This window comes from Nonomuraea sp. NPDC059023 (assembly GCF_042740095.1).
In the GTDB taxonomy this organism is placed as follows: Bacteria; Actinomycetota; Actinomycetes; order Streptosporangiales; family Streptosporangiaceae; genus Nonomuraea.
On the sequence record NZ_JBHYIO010000011.1, the window covers coordinates 17,671 to 33,643 of the forward strand.

The following is a 15,973-nucleotide window of genomic DNA, read 5'->3' on the forward strand; positions in this document are numbered from 1 at the left end:
GCCCGCCGTACCGGAGAAGGCGAGCGCGAGAAGGCCGGTCACTCCTCCACGGCGTCGAACTTGTAGCCGAGGCCGCGCACCGTGAGGATGCAGCGCGGGTTGGACGGATCGGCCTCGATCTTGGCGCGCAGCCGCTTCACGTGGACGTCGAGCGTCTTGGTGTCGCCCACGTAGTCGGCGCCCCACACCCGGTCGATGAGCTGGCCACGCGTCAGGACGCGGCCGGCGTTGCGCAGCAGCACCTCGAGCAGCTCGAACTCCTTCAGCGGCAACTGGACCTGCTCGCCGCGGACCGCGACCACGTGCCGGTCGACGTCCATGCGGACCGGGCCGACGGCCAGGACGGCGCTCTCCAGTTCCTCCACGACGTCACCCTGGCGGCGCAGGACCGCCCGGATGCGGGCGACCAGCTCGCGGGAGGAAAAGGGCTTGGTGACGTAGTCGTCGGCGCCCAGCTCCAGCCCCACCACCTTGTCGATCTCACTGTCCTTGGCGGTCAGCATGATGACCGGGACCTTGGAGCGCTGGCGCAGCGAGCGGCAGACTTCGGTGCCGGGCAGTCCGGGGAGCATCAGGTCGAGCAGGACCAGGTCGGCGCCGTTACGGTCGAAGGTGTCCAGTGCTTCGGGGCCGGTCGCGGCGACGGAGACCTCGAAGCCCTCCTTGCGGAGCATGTACGAAAGGGCGTCGGAGAACGACTCCTCATCCTCCACTACGAGAACGCGGGTCATTGGACTGCCTCCAGGGGAATCGAAGGTGGTACGGCTACCGCCGTCCCGCCGAACGCGGGCAGGCGGAGGGTGAACGTCGAACCGGAGCCTTCCTTGCTCCACACGGACACCTCGCCCGCGTGGGCGACGGCGACGTGCTTGACGATGGCCAGGCCCAGGCCGGTGCCGCCGGTCGCGCGTGAGCGGGCGGCGTCGACGCGGAAGAAGCGCTCGAAGATGCGCTCCAGTGCCTCTTCCGGGATGCCGATGCCCTGGTCGCTCACGCTGATCTCGACGGAGTCGCCGGCCGGCCTGACGCTGACGACGACCCTGGTGTGCTCGGGGCTGTAGGCGATGGCGTTGGAGATGAGGTTGCGCAGGGCGGTGACGAGGAGTTCGTCGTCGCCCCAGATGCGCAGCCCTTCCGTGCCGCCGGAGACGAGGGTGATGTCCTTGGCGACGGCCTTGGTGTTGCAGTGGTCGATGGCGTCGTTGACGGCCTCGTCGATGGCGACCTGGCCGGGGGTGGGGATGGGTTCGGCGCCCTGGATCCTGCTGAGCGTGATCAGGTCCTGGACGAGGTAGGTGAGCCGGGCCGCCTCGTGCTGCATGCGGCCGGAGAACCGGGTGACGGCCTCGGGGTCGTCGGCGGCGTCCTGGATGGTCTCGGCCAGCAGGCTGAGCGCGCCGACGGGGGTCTTGAGCTCGTGGCTGACGTTGGCGACGAAGTCGCGGCGTACCGCCTCGACCCGCCGGCGTTCCGTCTGGTCCTCGGCCAGCACCAGGACCTGTCCGTGGGAGCCCAGCGGCGCCACGCGTACCGCGAAGCAGGTGGTCTCCTGGCCGAACTTGTGGCCGGCCACGTCGATCTCGCTCTCCCGGATCTCGCCGTCGCGGCGGACCTGGCGGGCGAGCGCGAGGAGTTCGGCGGCCATGAGGCGGTCGCCCTTGACCAGCCCGAACGCGCGGGCGGCCGAGCTGGCGCGCAGCACCCGGTCGTGGGCGTCGAGGACGACGGCGGAGGAGGGCAGCACCGCGAGAACCGAGGCGACGCCCTGTGGCAGGGCACCGGTCTCGGTGTCGTCGGTGTCCTCGTCTCTGGCGCGCGTCTCGATCTGGTTGCGATAGAAGAGGACGGCCACGGCTCCGACAACGAAGCCGGCCAGGGCCGCGAAGCTCAGGGCCATCTCACTCATGTCTTCGATGGTAGGTGGCCCAGGAGACGTAACAGACCCTCTACCTGCGGATGAACGGTCCTTTCCCGGAAAGTTCACCTTGCGGTCGGGGTTCGTTCACAGATCTACACGTACCGTGACGACATGCGCGACGCGTACCATGAAGAACTTGACTCCCTCACGGACAAACTGGTGGAAATGACCAGGCTTGTCCGGTCCGCCATCTCGCGGGCCACCACCGCCCTCCTCGACGCCGACCTGCAGCTGGCCGAGAGCGTCATCTCCCGTGACGAGGAGGTGAACAGGCTCTTCGCGGAGATCGAGACCACCATCTTCGAGCTGATGGCACGGCAGCAGCCCGTCGCCGTCGACCTCCGCATGGTGATCACCGCACTGCGCATGGGCACCGACCTGGAACGTATGGGCGACCTGGCCGGGCACGTGGCCAAGGTCGCTCGCCTGCGTCACCCGGACTCGGCCATCCCGCCGGAGATGCGCTCGACCATCCTGGAGATGGGCCAGATCGCGGAGAACCTCATCACCAAGGCCGGCAGCTCCGTCGCCTCCCGCGACGTGGAGTCGGCGCTGGAGCTCGAGCAGGACGACGACGCGATGGACAGGCTGCACCGGCGGCTGTTCCGCAAGATCCTGTCCAAGGACTGGGCGCACGGCGTGGAGCCCGCGATCGACATAACGCTGATCGGCCGCTACTACGAGCGGTACGCCGACCATTCGGTACGGGTCGCCCGCGACGTCGTCTACCTCGTCACCGGTTCCCGGCCCGGCTAGGAAACCAGATCGGGGCTACCCGGATCGGCGGGTAGCCCCCTTGGATGTTTCAGCGGCCCTGGTTGGCCACGGCCTCGATGGCCGCCTTGGCCGCGTCCGGGTCGAGGTAGGTGCTCTTGACCGGCCTGTAGTCGGCGTCCAGGTCGTACACCAGAGGGATGCCGGTCGGGATGTTCAGCCCCGCGATGTCGGCGTCGGAGATGCCGTCGAGGTGCTTGACGAGCGCGCGCAGCGAGTTGCCGTGCGCGGCCACCAGCACGGTACGGCCCGCCGCCAGGTCCGGCACGATCTCGTCGTACCAGTACGGCAGCATGCGATCCACCACGTCCTTCAGGCACTCGGTACGCGGCCGCAGCTCGTCCGGCAGCTGGGCGTAGCGGGCGTCGCCGGCCTGCGAGAACTCGTCGTCGTCGGCGATCGGCGGCGGCGGGGTGTCGTAGGAGCGGCGCCACAGCATGAACTGCTCCTCGCCGAACTCCTCGCGCGTCTGCGCCTTGTTCTTGCCCTGCAGCGCGCCGTAGTGGCGCTCGTTCAGCCGCCACGAACGCTTGACCGGCAGCCACGCCAGCCCGGCCGCGCCCAGCGCGAGCTGCGCGGTCTGGATGGCCCGGACGAGCAGGCTCGTGTGGACCACGTCCGGCAGGACGCCGGCCTCGGTCAGGAGGCGTCCGCCGCGCCCGGCCTCCTCTTCGCCCTTGGCCGAAAGGCTCACGTCCACCCAGCCGGTGAACAGCCCCTTAGCGTTCCAATCGCTCTCGCCATGCCGTAGCAGTACCAATGTCGCCATGGCGACAATCTTAGGAGCCGGGGTCGGCGAAGTGGGCGAACGCCTGGAGGTTCTTGAGCGACTCGCCCCGTTTGACCCGCCATTCCCACTCTCGCTTGATGGTCGAGGCGAAGCCGAGTTCGAGTGCCGTGTTGAACCAGTCGTCGGAGTAGGTCAGGACGCAGCCGAGCAGCCGGTCGATCTCCGGCTCGCTGATGGCGTCAAGGGGGATTCTTCCGACGAGGTAGACGTCGCCCACCGGGTCCAGGGCGAAGTGCACGCCGTACATGCCGCCGTTCTTCGACAGCAGGAAGCGGTAGAACTCGGCGTGGTTCTCGTCGGGCTGACGGCAGAAGAACGCCTCCACCAGCATGGCCTGGTCACCGATGACGAACCAGGTGACGGTGGCGAGCTTGCGCTTGCCGGGCAGGGTGACCACGAAAGCGCCCGGCCGTTCCTCCTCGAAGGGCACCTCGGCGGCCTTCAACGCCGCCTCCACAACCTCACGCATGTGCCACACCCTACGAGTTGACGGCGACCGGCATCCGGTGGAGGTGGGCCATGGCGCCCGCGTACACCTCCATGAGGCGCGCGGCGGTGGACTGCCAGCCGAAGGCGGCGGCGTGGGCGCGCGCGCCGGACGCGAGGCCGTCGCGCCAGCGCGGCGCGGTGACGAAGCGCCGCAGCGCCAGCGCCCAGTCGTGCGGGTCGTGGCCGTCGACGAGCAGTCCTGACACTCCATCGCGTACGGCGGTGCGCAACCCGCCCACCGAGGCCGCGGCCACCGGGGTGCCGCAAGCCTGGGACTCCAGGGCGACGAGGCCGAACGACTCGCTGTGGGAGGGCACCACGGTCACGTCGGCGGCCCGGTACCAGTCGGCCAGCTCCTCCTGCGGCGCCGGCGGCACGAGCCGGACCACGTCGGCGATGCCCAGCTCGGCGGCCAGGTCGACGAGGACGTCCGGGCGGGCCAGGCCGTTGCCCGACGGGCCGCCGACGCAGGCGACCACGAGGCGCTCGCGCAGCGACGGGTCCTCGATCAGCATGCGGGCCGCGGCGCGCAGGAGCACGTCGGGTGCCTTGAGCGGCTGGATCCTGCCCACGAACAGCAGCAGGTGCGCGTCCTGCCTCACCCCGAGCCTGCGCCGGGACGCGCCCTGGGAGGCGGGCTGGAAGACGGTGAGGTTGACGCCCGGGTTGACGACGGCCACGCGGTCGTCCGGCGCGCCGTACAGGTCCTTGAGCTCGCGCGCCTCGTCGGAGGTGTTGGCGACCAGGCGGTCGGCGACCTCCACCACCTGCTCCTCGCCCAGCACGCGGGCGGGGGGCTCGGGGCGGTCGCCGGAGGCGAGCAGGAGGTTCTTGACCTTGGCCATGGTGTGCATGGTGTGGACCAGCGGGACGCCCCAGCGTTCCTTGGCCAGCCAGCCGACCTGGCCCGACAGCCAGTAGTGGGAGTGGATGACGTCGTAGCGGCCCGGGTCGTACATGGCCTCGGTCCGCAGCACGCCCGACAGGAACGCGCACAGCTGGCCGGGCATGTCGGCGCGATCCAGTTCCTCGTACGGCCCGGCCGTCACGTGCCTGACCGAGACGCCCGGCGCGATCTCCGCCACCGGAGGCAGGGCGCTGCCGGTCTGCCGGGTGAAGATCTCCACCTCGACGCCCAGCTCCGCCAGTCGTCTGGCGGATTCGACGATGTACACGTTCATCCCACCCGCATCACCGGTGCCCGGCTGGTCCAGGGGGGATGTGTGCATGCTGATGGTCGCCACGCGGTTGACCCGTCGACGCCTCAACGTCACCACCTCCAACCTGGCTACAACCAGGCGGACCTAAGCCGCATTCCCGACAAACACCGACAACCCAACATCCAGACCAAACCCAGGGGCACCCCTACGCCCCCTTGAAAACCCCAGCCCAGCCCCCACCTCCCCCACCCAGACCCACCCCCAAAACCCACCCAAGCCCCGCCAACCACCCACCCCCGGCACCTCCCACGCCCCAGGGGACGCCGCATGCCCAGCAGCCCACGCCCCGTGACACACCCCCCGAGACCCGAGGCTCGCGGCAGACGCCGCTTCCCGCCCCGGAGGAGCCCGTGTCCCGGGCCGCCTCTCGGGAGGTGATCGGCCCTGGGACACCGCCTCTCGGGATCGCGCTATGCCTCCCGGTGGTCTCCCGGGTCCCGGAGGGACTCCCGGTGGGGGTCCGGGTGACGGAGGGCCTTCCCGTGGGTGCCTCGGGGTTCGGGGAGGGAGGTGTGGTGGGGAGGGGGGCGGGGCATGGGGGGAGTTCTGGGGCCGGGTGGGGGGTGGGGGTGCGTGGAAGGATGGGTGGCATGACGAAGACGGCAGTGGTGACCGGTGCGAGCAGCGGCATCGGGGCGGCGACCGCGCGGCGGCTGGCCGCGGAGGGGTACGAGGTCGTGGCGGGCGCCAGGCGGCTCGACCGGCTGGAGAAGCTGGCCGCCGAGGTCCCCGGTATCCGGGCCCTGGAGCTGGATGTCACCTCCGGCCCTTCCGTGGACGCCTTCGTGGCCGGGCTGGAGCGCTGTGACGTGCTGGTCAACAACGCGGGCGGCGCACTCGGGACGGAGAGCGTGGCCGAGGCGCGGCTGGAGGACTGGCAGAACATGTACGACACCAACGTCCTCGGTTCGCTCCGGGTGACGCAGGCGATCCTGCCGAAGCTGGTCGAGTCCGGTGACGGCGTGCTGGTCATGCTGACCTCCACCGCCGGTCTGGTCTCCTATGAGGGCGGCGGCGGCTACTGCGCAGCCAAGCACGCCCAGACGGCGATGGTCGAGACCCTCCGCCTGGAACTGGTCGGCAGCCCGGTGCGCGTCATCGAGATCGCGCCGGGGATGGTGCGGTCGGAGGGGTTCGCGGTGACCAGGTTCCGGGGCGACTCGGAGGCCGCCGCCCGCGTGTACGCCGGCGTGCCCGACCCTCTTTCCTCCGACGACGTGGCCGACGCCATCGCCTGGTGCGTCACCCGTCCCGCGCACGTGAACGTCGACCGCCTCGTCATCCGCCCCCGCGCCCAGGCGGCCCAGCACAAGGTGCACCGCGTAAGTGCGTAGGCCGGTCGGGGAGATCACCAGAGGGACGACCGGGTTCAACCGGCTGCGCAGGGCCGATCGCTGGCTGGCCGCCGTGCACGGCAACGTCCTGCGCGCCGCCGCCCGCCCGCTGGTGGTCGATCTCGGCTACGGGGCCTCGCACACGACCACGCTGGAGTTGTTCACCCGGTTGCGCAGGATCCGCCCCGACGTCGAGGTGATCGGCATCGAGATCGATCCGGCTCGGGTGGCGCTGGCGCGGCCGTACGAGCGCGAGGGGTTGTCCTTCCGGCTGGGCGGCTTCGAGCTGCCGGTCCCGCGCCCGCCGGACGTGGTGCGCGCCTTCAACGTCCTTCGCCAGTACGGCGAGGCCGACGCCTGGCACTACTGGCAGGAGCTGTGCGCCAAGCTCGCGAGCGGCGGCGTGCTGGTGGAGGGCACGTGTTCGGAGGTCGGGCACCGGGCGGTCTGGGTGGGCCTGGACAGAAACGGCCCGCGGACGCTGACGTTCTCGGCCAGGTTCGACGCCTTCGAGCGGCCATCCGACCTGGCCGACCGGCTGCCCAAGACGCTCATTCACCGCAACGTGCCCGGTGAGCGCATCCACGCCTTACTCAAGGACTGGGATCACGCCTGGGCGGTCAGCGCCCCGTACGGCGCGCACGGCCTGCGTCAGCGCTGGCTGGCGGCGGTGGAGGTGCTGGGAGCCACCTGGCCCGTCCCCCAGCATGCGCCTCTGGGCGGACGGACCAGGTGGCGGCTCGGGGAGCTGACCATCCCCTGGTCCGCCACTGGTTGATCTTCCTCAGCCCCTCCTCACTCGACAAGTCGTGAGATGTCACGATTCCCTGGCAAATTTCATAATCACGTCGCTGAAGGTGTCGTAAGCGGCGGCGTCGAAGAGGACGAACCGCACCTCCACCACCGACGTCTCCGCGGCCGTGACGGCTTCCATCGCGATCCCCGCGGCGTCGGCCATCGGCCAGCCGAAGATGCCCGTGGAGATCGCCGGGAAGGCGACCGTACGCGCGCCGAGCTCGTCGGCCACCCGCAGCGACTCGCGGTGGCAGGAGGCCAGCAGCGCCGAGCGGTCCTCCCCCGGCGTGTACACGGGCCCGACCGTGTGGATGACCCAGCGGGCCGGCAGCCGTCCCGCGGTCGTGGCGACGGCCTGACCGGTGGGCAGCCCGCCCCCGTGGTAGGAGGCGCGCAGCCGACGGCACTCCTCCAGGATCTCGGGACCACCCCGCCGATGGATGGCGCCGTCCACTCCGCCGCCGCCCAGGAGCGAGGAGTTCGCGGCGTTCACCACGGCGTCGACCTCCTGCGTGGTGATATCTCCCTGTACCAGAGTGACGTCCATCTCACCGACCTCCCGAATGGCTGCTCGACAACCTGTAGTACTACGCTGGAGCGTGTGAAGGGTCTTGGCGAGCTAGAGCGCAGCATCATGGACATCCTCTGGGCGCAGAGCAGCCCGCTGACAGCCCGCGAGGTCGGCCGGCTCATCGCCGAACGCGATCTCGCGCCCACCACGGTCATGACCGTTCTCGACCGTCTTACCCGCAAGGGCTTCCTTGAGCGCATCCGCGACGGGCGCGCATGGCGTTACGAACCGGCGGAAAGCCGCGACACGTACATCGCCGAGCTTATGCTGGAGGCTCTGGAAATGACGGGCGACCGCTCGGCCGCCCTGACCCGCTTCGCACAGGCGGTCCCCGCCTCCGAGGCGGAGATCCTGCGCAAGGCCCTTACGGAGCTGGAGGACGAGTGATCACCGCCGCCGCGCTGGCTGCGCTCGCGACCGCGTGCGCGCTCGGTGCTTGGCGTTTCACCTCCGCGCGCTGGACCTACCGCGCGCCCCGCGTGGCCATCGTCCTGTGGCAGGCGCTCGGGCTGGCCTGGGGGCTGGCGACCACCGGCTCGATGCTGGCGTACGCCGTCCAGCCCTATGACCGCGGGCTCCTGCACGGGCTGATCGCCGTCGCCCAGGGCCGCGAACCGGTGGAGCCCTGGGACGGGCCGCATCTGTTCGCGCTGGTCGCGGGGCTGACCGCGCTGGCCGTACTCGTGGCCGTGACCCTGACCGCGGCCGCGCAGACGCTGCGCGCCCGCCGCCGCCACCGCACGCTGCTGGCGCTCATCGCGCGCGACGACCCGTTCGTGCCGGGCGTGCGCGTGCTCGACCATCCCGGCGCCGCCGCCTACTGCGTGCCCGGCCTGCGCTCGCAGGTCGTGATCAGCGCCGGCGCGATGGAACTGCTGTCCGACGACGAGCTGACCGCCGTGCTCGCCCACGAGGCCGCGCACGTGCGCGAGCGCCACGACCTGGTGCTGCTGCCGTTCGGCGCGCTGCGCCGCGTGCTGCCCTGGTCGAAGGTCGTGCGCGACGCTCAGGCCCAGGTCGAGCTGCTGGTGGAGATGGCCGCCGACGACCGCGCCCGCCGCTACTGCTCACCCCGCCGTCTCGCCACCGCCCTCCTGCGCTTCGGTACGGCCGGCGCCATGCCCACCCCACACGGAATGCTGGGCAGCGTGACCGCGGCCAACGTCATGGCCCGCGTGAACCGCCTGGTCAAGCCCGATCCCGAGCTGAAGCCCCACTTCCGCTACGGCTACCTCGGCCTGTCGGCCGCGCTGCTGGCCTCCGCGGCCAGCCTCTGGGTGATCCCGCTCTGAGTGCTTGCAGCTGCTAGCTCCGCGTTTGCAATTGCAAGCACTTTGGGGCAGAATGCAGGCATGGCACTACCCAAGGTCGGCTCGATCGGCGAGTACATCCGCGAGCAGCGGCAGCAGGCGAAGATCTCGCTGCGCCAGCTTGCCGCCGCGGCGGGGGTCTCCAACCCCTACCTCAGCCAGATCGAGCGCGGGCTGCGCAAGCCGAGCGCGGAGATCCTCAACCAGATCGCGAAGGGTCTCCACATCTCGGCGCAGGCGCTCTACGTGCAGGCGGGTCTCATCGAGGACAAAGAGCCGCCGAGCGACGTCGAAGCGGCGATCCGGGCCGACACGCACATCACCGGGCGGCAACGCCAGGTGCTCATTGATATCTATGAGTCGTTTCGTAAGGAGAACCACGCCGGGGACGAGCAGACCTCCCAGAATGCCCATCCCCAGCGTGACCCGGAATCGGACGACGAACCGCTGCCCGGGGATTTTCTCGCCGCCCTGGAGCCCTTCGCGGCGAACCCCGGCAACGGCACCGTCACCCAGGAAACCAAGGAAGGTTAACCCATGACGCTTGCAACCGAGGTCAAGAAGCTGACCGAGTCCAAGCCGTTCTACGCGGTCGCCGGCGCCGGCGACTTCGCGGTGGAGAAGCTGCGTGAGCTGCCCGAGCAGCTCCAGAAGCTGCAGGCCCGCCGCACCGAGATCGCCAAGGACCTGCCGGAGCGGGCCCGTGAGCTCACCGGCAAGGCCGAGGGCTTCGCCAAGGACTTTCCCGAGAAGGCCCGCGCCTACGCCGGTGAGCTCGGTCACAAGGCCACCGAGGTCTACGAGGAGTTCGCCAGCCGTGGCCGCAAGGTCGTCAGCAAGGTCAGCGGCGAGGCCGCGCTGGAGCTGGAAGAGGTCTCCGAGGCCGCCGAGCCGGCTGCCGCCGCCCCCGTCGCTCCCGCCAAGAAGACCACCCGCACCCCCAAGGCCAAGGCCTGAGCGTGCGGCGCGATGAGCCCGTCCCGGTCCGGGGCGGGCTCTTTCGTTGCCCGCGTGCCCGAGTTGCGCACTAGGCTGGGCCCGACAACGCAGCCTGGGGCGGAGCCAACATGAGCATGATCAACGGCGTTCTCAACCTTCTTTTCCTGGTGCTGGCCACGGGCATCTTCGGCATGTCGGTCTACGCGCTGGTCCACGCGGTGCGGGTGACGCCGAACGCCTTCGTCTCGGCCGGCAAACTGCAGAAGAACCTGTGGCTGCTGATCCTCGGCCTGGCCACCCTGTTCTCGGCCGCCGGCGCCTGGTCCTACTTCAACGCCTTCATGGTGGTCGGCGGGGCCGCGTTCATCGGCATCGGCCTGGGCATCTTCTCGATCCTCGCGGTGATCGCGGCCACGGTGTACATCGTGGACGTCAAGCCCGCCGTGAAGGGCATGGGCGGCAGGGGCGGCAACAACGGCCCCTACGGCCCCTGGTGAACCACCGCCGGGCCTAGCGCCGCCGACAGCCACTTGGCCAGGCGGGCGTGGCCGGTGAAGGTGGGGTGGACGCCGTCCGGGAGCAGGACCTCGGAGCGGCGGCCGGTGACCCAGCGCTGCTTCAGCGGGTCCAGGAACATGACACCCTCGCGGGCGGCGACCTCGGCCAGGGCGTCGCGTACGGCGTAGGCCTTGGGCGGGGCGTCGGCCAGCCAGATCGGGCCGACCATGACCACGCGGGTCTCGGGCCAGCGTGCGCGGGCGGTCCAGAGGAGTGTGGCGGCGGCCCGCCGTACGCCCAGGGTGGGCCAGCGGCGGTCGTTGTGGCCGCCGGAGATGACGAGCAGGTCGGGGGCGGGGCGCCAGGAGAGCTCGGCGTCGAAGGAGTCCTGGAAGCTGCGGCCGACGCGGCCCTTGTTGATGTAGCCGGTGCCGCCCGCGCCGGCGATCACGGGCTGCCAGCCGAGCAGGCGGGCGGTCGCGGCGGCGTAGGAGCTCCAGGTGGGGACGGGGCCGGAGCCGACGGTGAAGCTGTCGCCGACGAACATGAGCACCGGCGCGGACTTCTGCTGGACCGGAGTCGGGTCCGGGCCCGCCGTTTCACCCACCGCGCTGCCGCATCCGGTACAAAACGCCATCATCAGGGCGGCCGGTGCGATCAGCCGTCGATGCATCAGGCCGCGCATGACCACCTCATGGGCTCTAAGCTGCCGGACATGAGCTCCGACCTCTACGGGCGCACTGAGCGTCTCGAGCTGTCCGACCAGAACCTGCGCGAATTCGAGGCTGTCGTGCTGGACTCGACGCCCGACGGGATCGTGTTGAGCAGGTCGGCATTCTACCCAGGCGGCGGCGGTCAGCCGGCGGATCACGGAGTTCTGATCTGGCTGGGCGTGGAAACCCGGATCGCCGGGGTACGCAAAGGCGACGATCTCCACCTGATCCCGGCCGAGGGCGATCCGGTGCCCCCGGTGGGCACGGTGGTGCGCGCCGCGGTGGCCGACGAGCGGCGTTCCGCGCTGATGCGCACGCACTCGGGGCTGCACGTGCTGTGCGGGGTGGTCTTCCGCGACTACGGCTCGCTGGTCACGGGCGGGAACATGGAGCCGTTCACCGCCCGCATGGACTTCAACCTCCCCGAGGTCCCGCCGGGCTTCAAGGAGGCGGTCGAGGACGCCTGCAACGCCGAGGTCTCCGCCGACCGGCGCATCGACATCCGGGTGCTGCCGCGCAAGGAGGCGTTCGACATCCCCGACATCATCCGCACCGCCACCAACCTCGTCCCGGAAGAGGTCGAGGAGGTACGCATCGTGGACATCGTGGGCCTCGACACCCAGGCCGACGGCGGCACCCACGTGGGCTCCACCGCCCAGATCGGCCGGATCAAGGTCACCAAGATCGAGAGCAAGGGCAAGGGCTTCCGCCGCCTGCGCATCGCGATCTCCGACTGACCTCACGCCTCCGGGTCGTAAGCCAGCAGGTCGCCCGGCTGGCACTCCAGCGCCGCGCACAGGCGGACCAGCGTGGAGAACCTGATGGCCTTGGCGTGGCCGTTCTTGAGTATCGACAGGTTGACGACGGTGATCTCCACGCGGTGCGACAGCTCGGTGAGCGTCATCTCGCGCTCTTTGAGCAGCTCGTCGAGTCGGATGCGAATCGGCATGTCAGATGGTGGCCTCGACCTCTTGGAGCAGGGCCAGGCCCCGGCGGACGATCTCCGCGATGCCCAGGGCCGCCGCGCCGGCCACGACGCCGATCAGGCCGCCGCCGGGAAGCGGCTGGAACATGAAGCTCTCGGCGAGCAACATGGACGACAGTAGCGTCTTGGCCAGCCAGCCGAGGAGCGCGGCGGCGATCGACCCGGCGATGAGGACCCAGCCGAGCCTGCTCAGGTGGCCGGCGGTGCCGGCGGAGAACAGCGCGCGGTCGCCGGACCTGGCCTGGCGCAGCACGCGGATGAGGATCCCCACCGCCAGCAGGCCGGTGACGACGCCGGGCAGCGTGTCCAGGAGATAGAGGCCGGCGATCGCGGGCGAAGTGTCCACGGGCCGCACCACCACCTCGGCGCCGGAGCCCACGTAGGCCGCCCCCTCGGCCAGCATGCCGGCGGGCGGGGCGCCGGGGACGTTGAGGGCGACCCCGATGCCGCCGGCCGTGCCCGCGAACGCCATGCCGGCCGCCTGGACCAGCATCGCCAAGGCGCCCAGGCAGCCCAGGACGAAGCCGATGCTGAACGTGATCTCAAGTCTGGTGATCCATCGCATAACGATTATCGTAAATAACGAAAGTCGTTATGTCGAGGGCTCGATGAGGGTCGCCAGGCCGTTCAGGAGCGGGGTCAGGCCGAACTCGAAGAAGGCGTCGAGGTCGAGGTCGTAGTCGTCGCCCAGCCCGGCGACGACGGCGGCGAAGTGCGGGTAGGCGCCGGAGTCCCGCAGCTCCTCCAGGCCGGGCCCCTGCGCGTCCATCCACTCGTCGTCGCCCATGCCGGTCGCCGCGTCCTGCTGAGTTTCCCGCTCCAGGTGTACGGCCACGCCCTGCACGTAGTTGTAGATGAGCACGTGGATGTTCTGCCTGGTCATGGCGTCGAGTCCGTAGCCGTCCAGGGAGGCCAGGGCGTACTCGGCATGCCGCATCAGGTTGGGCAGGATCAGCGGCCGGGTCAGCGCGGTGACGTGCGGCAGCCAGGGGTGGCGGCGGTACAGGGACCACAGGCCGCGCGCCGACAGCTCGAAGCGGGCCCGCCAGCCCTCCGGCAGCGGCTCCGGGTAGTCGAACTCGCCGTAGGCGGCGTCGGCCATCAGCCGTACCAGGTCCTCCTTGCCGCCCACGTGACGGTAGAGCGACATGGTGGCGGCGCCGGTCTTGGCGGCGATGCCGCGCATGGACAGGGCGGCCAGGCCCTCGGCGTCGGCGATCTCGATGGCGACCCTGACGATCCGCTCGCGGGTGAGGTCGGAGGGGGTGGGCGCGCGGTCGCGGGCGGCGCCGGCGACGGTGCTGCCGACCCGGGGCTCGGACGTGATCACGCCCTCCTGAGCCAGGAGGGTCAGCGCCTTGGCCGCCGTGGCCAGCGCGACGTTCCAGTCGCGGGCCAGGCCGCGCGTGGACGGGACCTTGTCACCCGGCTTCAGCTCGCCTTCTGCGACGCGCCGCTTGATGTCGGCCACGATCCGGATGTATGGCGGGGTCATGGAGCCTCCTGTTCTAGTACAGAAGGTAGCAGAAATGCCTGTTGCACGGACTGTGCGTACGGTGTACATTCAGCTTGCGTACAGCGTCAACGACTGAACGGGAGAACCATTGTGAACGTCCTCATCTCCGGCGCCAGCGTCGGCGGCACGGTCCTGGCCTACTGGCTGCGCGAGCGCGGCGCCCGGGTCACCCTCGTCGAGCGGGCCCCGGCGCCGCGCGGCGGCGGGCAGGCCATCGACGTCCGCGGCGCGGCGCTGACCGTCGCCGAACGCATGGGCGTCCTGGAGGCGGCCGAGGCGCTCAGGACCGAGATGCTCGGCATGTCCGTCGTGGACGGCGACGGCGACGAGGTCATGCGCTCGGAGGAGTCGACCTTCAGCGGCGGCCGCCTGGACAGCCCGGACATCGAGATCATGCGCGAGGACCTGATGGGGCTGCTCCTGGGCGCCGTCGAGGGCGTGGAGATCCTGTGGGGCGACTCGATCGCCTCGCTCGACGACGACGGCTCCGCCGTACACGTGAGATTCGAGAGGAACGCGCCGCGCACCTTCGACAGGGTGGTCGGCGCGGACGGGCTGCACTCCAACACCCGCGGGCTCCTCTTCGGCCCGGAGGAGCAGTTCGTGGAGCATCTCGGCATGTACCTGGGGCTGTTCCGCGCCGAGAACTTCCTCGGGCTCGACCGCTGGCAGGTGTGGCACCGCGAGGGGGCGGCCGGGTTCGGTCTCTACCCGGCCGGAGACGGCGAACTGGTGGTGAACATGGGCTTCGAGTCGGGGCCGATCGCCTACGACCACCGCGACACCGGGCAGCAGAAGCGGCTGGTCGCGGCGGCCTGCTCTGAGCTGCGCTGGATCGCGCCCAAGCTGCTGGAGGCGATGTGGGCGGCCGGCGACTTCTACTTCGACGTGATGGCGCAGGTCCACCTGCCCGCATGGCACAAGGGCAGGGTCGCGCTCGTGGGTGACGCCGCCTACTGCGCCTCGGTGAAGTCGGGGCAGGGGACGAGCCTGGCCATGGTCGGCGCGTACGTGCTGGCCGAGGAGATGACGGCGGGCGACGGGTTCGGGCGCTACCAGGAGCGGATGCGCGAGTTCGTCACGCTCAACCAGGCGCTGGCCAAGGAGAACCCGGCCGGGCCCGCCCCCGAGGAGAGCGTGCGGCGCGCGGCCGACGCGATCACTCTGTGAGGCCCCGCCACGTGGGGTGGCGCAGGACGCCGTCCCTGGTCCAGCCGGCGTACTCCACCTCGCCGGCCAGCTGGGGCTCCACCCAGTGGGCCGGCTCGGGGGCCGCCCCCGCGAACGGCGAGGCCGTCCGGGCCAGCGGCGCCATGCGCGCCGCGAGGTCGCGCAGCATGTGCTCGGTGAAGCCGGTGCCCACGTGACCCACGTACCGCAGGCCGTCGGCCGAGGGCACCCCCACCAGCAACGACCCGATCATCCCCGACCTGCGGCCCTCACCCGGTTTCCAGCCCCCGACCAGCACGTCCAGCATCAGCGTGTTCTTGACCTTGATCCACAGCTCGCTGCGCCGCCCTGGCAGGTACGGCGAGTCGAGCCGCTTGCAGACGACGCCCTCCAGGCCGTGCTCGCGGGCCACGCCCATGACCACGCGGGCGCTGCCGGGAAACGACGGCGGCACCCGCACCCGCCCCCGATCCAGGGCCAGCTCCTCCAGCAACACCCGCCGCCGCTCGTACGGCAGCCGCAACGTCGAACGCCCGTCCAGGTGCAGCACGTCGAACGCGTGGTACATGACCGGCACCGTGGCCAGCAACGACCGGCTCGGCGACCGGACGTGCATGCGCGACTGGAGCCGCCCGAAGTCCGGCGCCCCCGACGAGTCGAGCGCGACGACCTCGCCGTCGAGCACCATGCTCCGCTCACCGGCCAGGTCCGCGCGGAGCTCCGGATAGGCGCCGGTCACCTCGCGGTCGTTGCGCGAGAGCAGGCGTACCTCGCCGTCGAGCAGGTAGGCGACGGCGCGTACCCCGTCCCACTTGAACTCGGCGGCCCAGGCCGCCTCCTGGGCGGCGATGGGCAGCTCCCCGCTGACCGCCAGCATCGGCCTGATCAGCATCATTCCCCCTGGTCAGAGGCATACCCCTGCCAGACATAGGGCGAACCGATACGATTTGC

The 15,973-nt window shown here is 70.5% G+C and carries 21 protein-coding genes; 10 read left to right on the forward strand and 11 right to left on the reverse strand.

All coding sequences use genetic code 11. The features are described 5' to 3' along the window. Positions 1-38 precede the first annotated feature (38 nt). Both ACFWYW_RS19865 and ACFWYW_RS19870 read right to left on the reverse strand, forming a co-directional pair. Complete coding sequence (locus ACFWYW_RS19865; protein WP_184958198.1) at positions 39-731, reverse strand: response regulator transcription factor; 693 nt, start codon at positions 729-731, stop codon at positions 39-41. Next, complete coding sequence (locus ACFWYW_RS19870) at positions 728-1,906, reverse strand: sensor histidine kinase (RefSeq protein WP_379622676.1); 1,179 nt, start codon at positions 1,904-1,906, stop codon at positions 728-730. Before ACFWYW_RS19870 ends, ACFWYW_RS19865 begins: the two co-directional genes overlap by 4 nt. Positions 1,907-2,029: 123 nt before the next feature. Here ACFWYW_RS19870 and phoU point away from each other — a divergent pair, with 123 nt between their 5' ends. Further along, positions 2,030-2,674, forward strand: coding sequence for a phosphate signaling complex protein PhoU (gene phoU / locus ACFWYW_RS19875; RefSeq protein ID WP_379622678.1), 645 nt, complete (start codon positions 2,030-2,032; stop codon positions 2,672-2,674). A gap of 49 nt (positions 2,675-2,723) precedes the next feature. Here phoU and ACFWYW_RS19880 read toward each other — a convergent pair whose 3' ends face one another. From ACFWYW_RS19880 to mshA, 3 genes are read right to left on the reverse strand one after another with little or no spacing between them, the layout of a single operon-like run. Next, positions 2,724-3,461, reverse strand: coding sequence for a phosphoglyceromutase (locus ACFWYW_RS19880; protein WP_379622680.1), 738 nt, complete (start codon positions 3,459-3,461; stop codon positions 2,724-2,726). Between the two features lie 10 nt (positions 3,462-3,471). Beyond that, positions 3,472-3,951: a YbjN domain-containing protein gene (locus ACFWYW_RS19885; RefSeq protein ID WP_379622682.1), complete on the reverse strand. Its 480-nt coding sequence runs from the start codon at positions 3,949-3,951 to the stop codon at positions 3,472-3,474. Positions 3,952-3,961: 10 nt separating this feature from the next. Beyond that, positions 3,962-5,245 carry a D-inositol-3-phosphate glycosyltransferase gene (mshA, locus tag ACFWYW_RS19890; RefSeq protein ID WP_379622684.1) on the reverse strand — a complete coding sequence of 428 codons (1,284 nt, stop codon included), beginning with the start codon at positions 5,243-5,245 and terminating at the stop codon, positions 3,962-3,964. Between the two features lie 536 nt (positions 5,246-5,781). Here mshA and ACFWYW_RS19895 point away from each other — a divergent pair. Together ACFWYW_RS19895 and ACFWYW_RS19900 are read left to right on the forward strand one after the other, a co-directional pair. Then, positions 5,782-6,525 carry an SDR family NAD(P)-dependent oxidoreductase gene (locus tag ACFWYW_RS19895; protein WP_379622686.1) on the forward strand — a complete coding sequence of 248 codons (744 nt, stop codon included), beginning with the start codon at positions 5,782-5,784 and terminating at the stop codon, positions 6,523-6,525. Beyond that, positions 6,518-7,303 carry a class I SAM-dependent methyltransferase gene (locus ACFWYW_RS19900; protein WP_379622689.1) on the forward strand — a complete coding sequence of 262 codons (786 nt, stop codon included), beginning with the start codon at positions 6,518-6,520 and terminating at the stop codon, positions 7,301-7,303. Before ACFWYW_RS19895 ends, ACFWYW_RS19900 begins: the two co-directional genes overlap by 8 nt. A gap of 39 nt (positions 7,304-7,342) precedes the next feature. Here the strand turns inward: ACFWYW_RS19900 and ACFWYW_RS19905 are convergent, their stop codons facing one another. Beyond that, positions 7,343-7,867 carry an O-acetyl-ADP-ribose deacetylase gene (locus ACFWYW_RS19905; RefSeq protein WP_379622691.1) on the reverse strand — a complete coding sequence of 175 codons (525 nt, stop codon included), beginning with the start codon at positions 7,865-7,867 and terminating at the stop codon, positions 7,343-7,345. Positions 7,868-7,921: 54 nt separating this feature from the next. Here ACFWYW_RS19905 and ACFWYW_RS19910 point away from each other — a divergent pair, with 54 nt between their 5' ends. From ACFWYW_RS19910 to ACFWYW_RS19930, 5 genes are all read left to right on the forward strand, one after another. Beyond that, the gene (locus ACFWYW_RS19910) at positions 7,922-8,278 is read left to right on the forward strand and encodes a BlaI/MecI/CopY family transcriptional regulator (protein ID WP_379622693.1); all 357 of its coding nucleotides are present in this window, start codon (positions 7,922-7,924) and stop codon (positions 8,276-8,278) included. Beyond that, complete coding sequence (locus ACFWYW_RS19915) at positions 8,275-9,183, forward strand: M56 family metallopeptidase (RefSeq protein ID WP_379622695.1); 909 nt, start codon at positions 8,275-8,277, stop codon at positions 9,181-9,183. Before ACFWYW_RS19910 ends, ACFWYW_RS19915 begins: the two co-directional genes overlap by 4 nt. A gap of 60 nt (positions 9,184-9,243) precedes the next feature. Next, a complete protein-coding gene (locus tag ACFWYW_RS19920; RefSeq protein ID WP_379622697.1) occupies positions 9,244-9,735 on the forward strand; it encodes a helix-turn-helix domain-containing protein in 492 nt (163 codons plus the stop codon). Between the two features lie 3 nt (positions 9,736-9,738). Then, positions 9,739-10,158: a hypothetical protein gene (locus tag ACFWYW_RS19925; RefSeq protein ID WP_379622699.1), complete on the forward strand. Its 420-nt coding sequence runs from the start codon at positions 9,739-9,741 to the stop codon at positions 10,156-10,158. 110 nt (positions 10,159-10,268) lie between these two features. Then, positions 10,269-10,637 carry a DUF2516 family protein gene (locus ACFWYW_RS19930; RefSeq protein ID WP_379622701.1) on the forward strand — a complete coding sequence of 123 codons (369 nt, stop codon included), beginning with the start codon at positions 10,269-10,271 and terminating at the stop codon, positions 10,635-10,637. On the opposite strand, the gene ACFWYW_RS19935 is transcribed toward ACFWYW_RS19930, so the two are convergent. Next, complete coding sequence (locus ACFWYW_RS19935; protein ID WP_379622703.1) at positions 10,622-11,323, reverse strand: SGNH/GDSL hydrolase family protein; 702 nt, start codon at positions 11,321-11,323, stop codon at positions 10,622-10,624. The two genes, ACFWYW_RS19930 and ACFWYW_RS19935, sit on opposite strands and share 16 nt — an antisense overlap. Before the next feature lie 30 nt (positions 11,324-11,353). On the opposite strand from ACFWYW_RS19935, the gene ACFWYW_RS19940 reads away from it, so the two are divergent. Next, complete coding sequence (locus tag ACFWYW_RS19940) at positions 11,354-12,088, forward strand: alanyl-tRNA editing protein (protein ID WP_379622706.1); 735 nt, start codon at positions 11,354-11,356, stop codon at positions 12,086-12,088. A gap of 2 nt (positions 12,089-12,090) precedes the next feature. Here ACFWYW_RS19940 and ACFWYW_RS19945 read toward each other — a convergent pair whose 3' ends face one another. The 3 genes from ACFWYW_RS19945 to ACFWYW_RS19955 are packed head-to-tail and all read right to left on the reverse strand — an operon-like array spanning position 12,091 to position 13,831. Next, positions 12,091-12,300 (reverse strand): helix-turn-helix domain-containing protein, encoded by a 210-nt coding sequence (locus ACFWYW_RS19945; protein WP_379622708.1) that lies wholly within the window; start codon positions 12,298-12,300, stop codon positions 12,091-12,093. 1 nt (position 12,301) lies between these two features. After that, a complete protein-coding gene (locus tag ACFWYW_RS19950; RefSeq protein WP_379622710.1) occupies positions 12,302-12,901 on the reverse strand; it encodes a DUF2975 domain-containing protein in 600 nt (199 codons plus the stop codon). A 27-nt stretch (positions 12,902-12,928) separates the two neighbouring features. Then, the gene (locus tag ACFWYW_RS19955) at positions 12,929-13,831 is read right to left on the reverse strand and encodes a TetR/AcrR family transcriptional regulator C-terminal domain-containing protein (RefSeq protein ID WP_379622712.1); all 903 of its coding nucleotides are present in this window, start codon (positions 13,829-13,831) and stop codon (positions 12,929-12,931) included. Between the two features lie 111 nt (positions 13,832-13,942). Here ACFWYW_RS19955 and ACFWYW_RS19960 point away from each other — a divergent pair, with 111 nt between their 5' ends. Further along, a complete protein-coding gene (locus ACFWYW_RS19960) occupies positions 13,943-15,022 on the forward strand; it encodes an FAD-dependent monooxygenase (protein ID WP_379622714.1) in 1,080 nt (359 codons plus the stop codon). Here ACFWYW_RS19960 and ligD read toward each other — a convergent pair. After that, positions 15,012-15,917, reverse strand: a complete 906-nt coding sequence (gene ligD, locus ACFWYW_RS19965; protein WP_379622716.1) for a non-homologous end-joining DNA ligase — start codon at positions 15,915-15,917, stop codon at positions 15,012-15,014. The two genes, ACFWYW_RS19960 and ligD, sit on opposite strands and share 11 nt — an antisense overlap. Between the last annotated feature and the right edge of the window lie 56 nt (positions 15,918-15,973).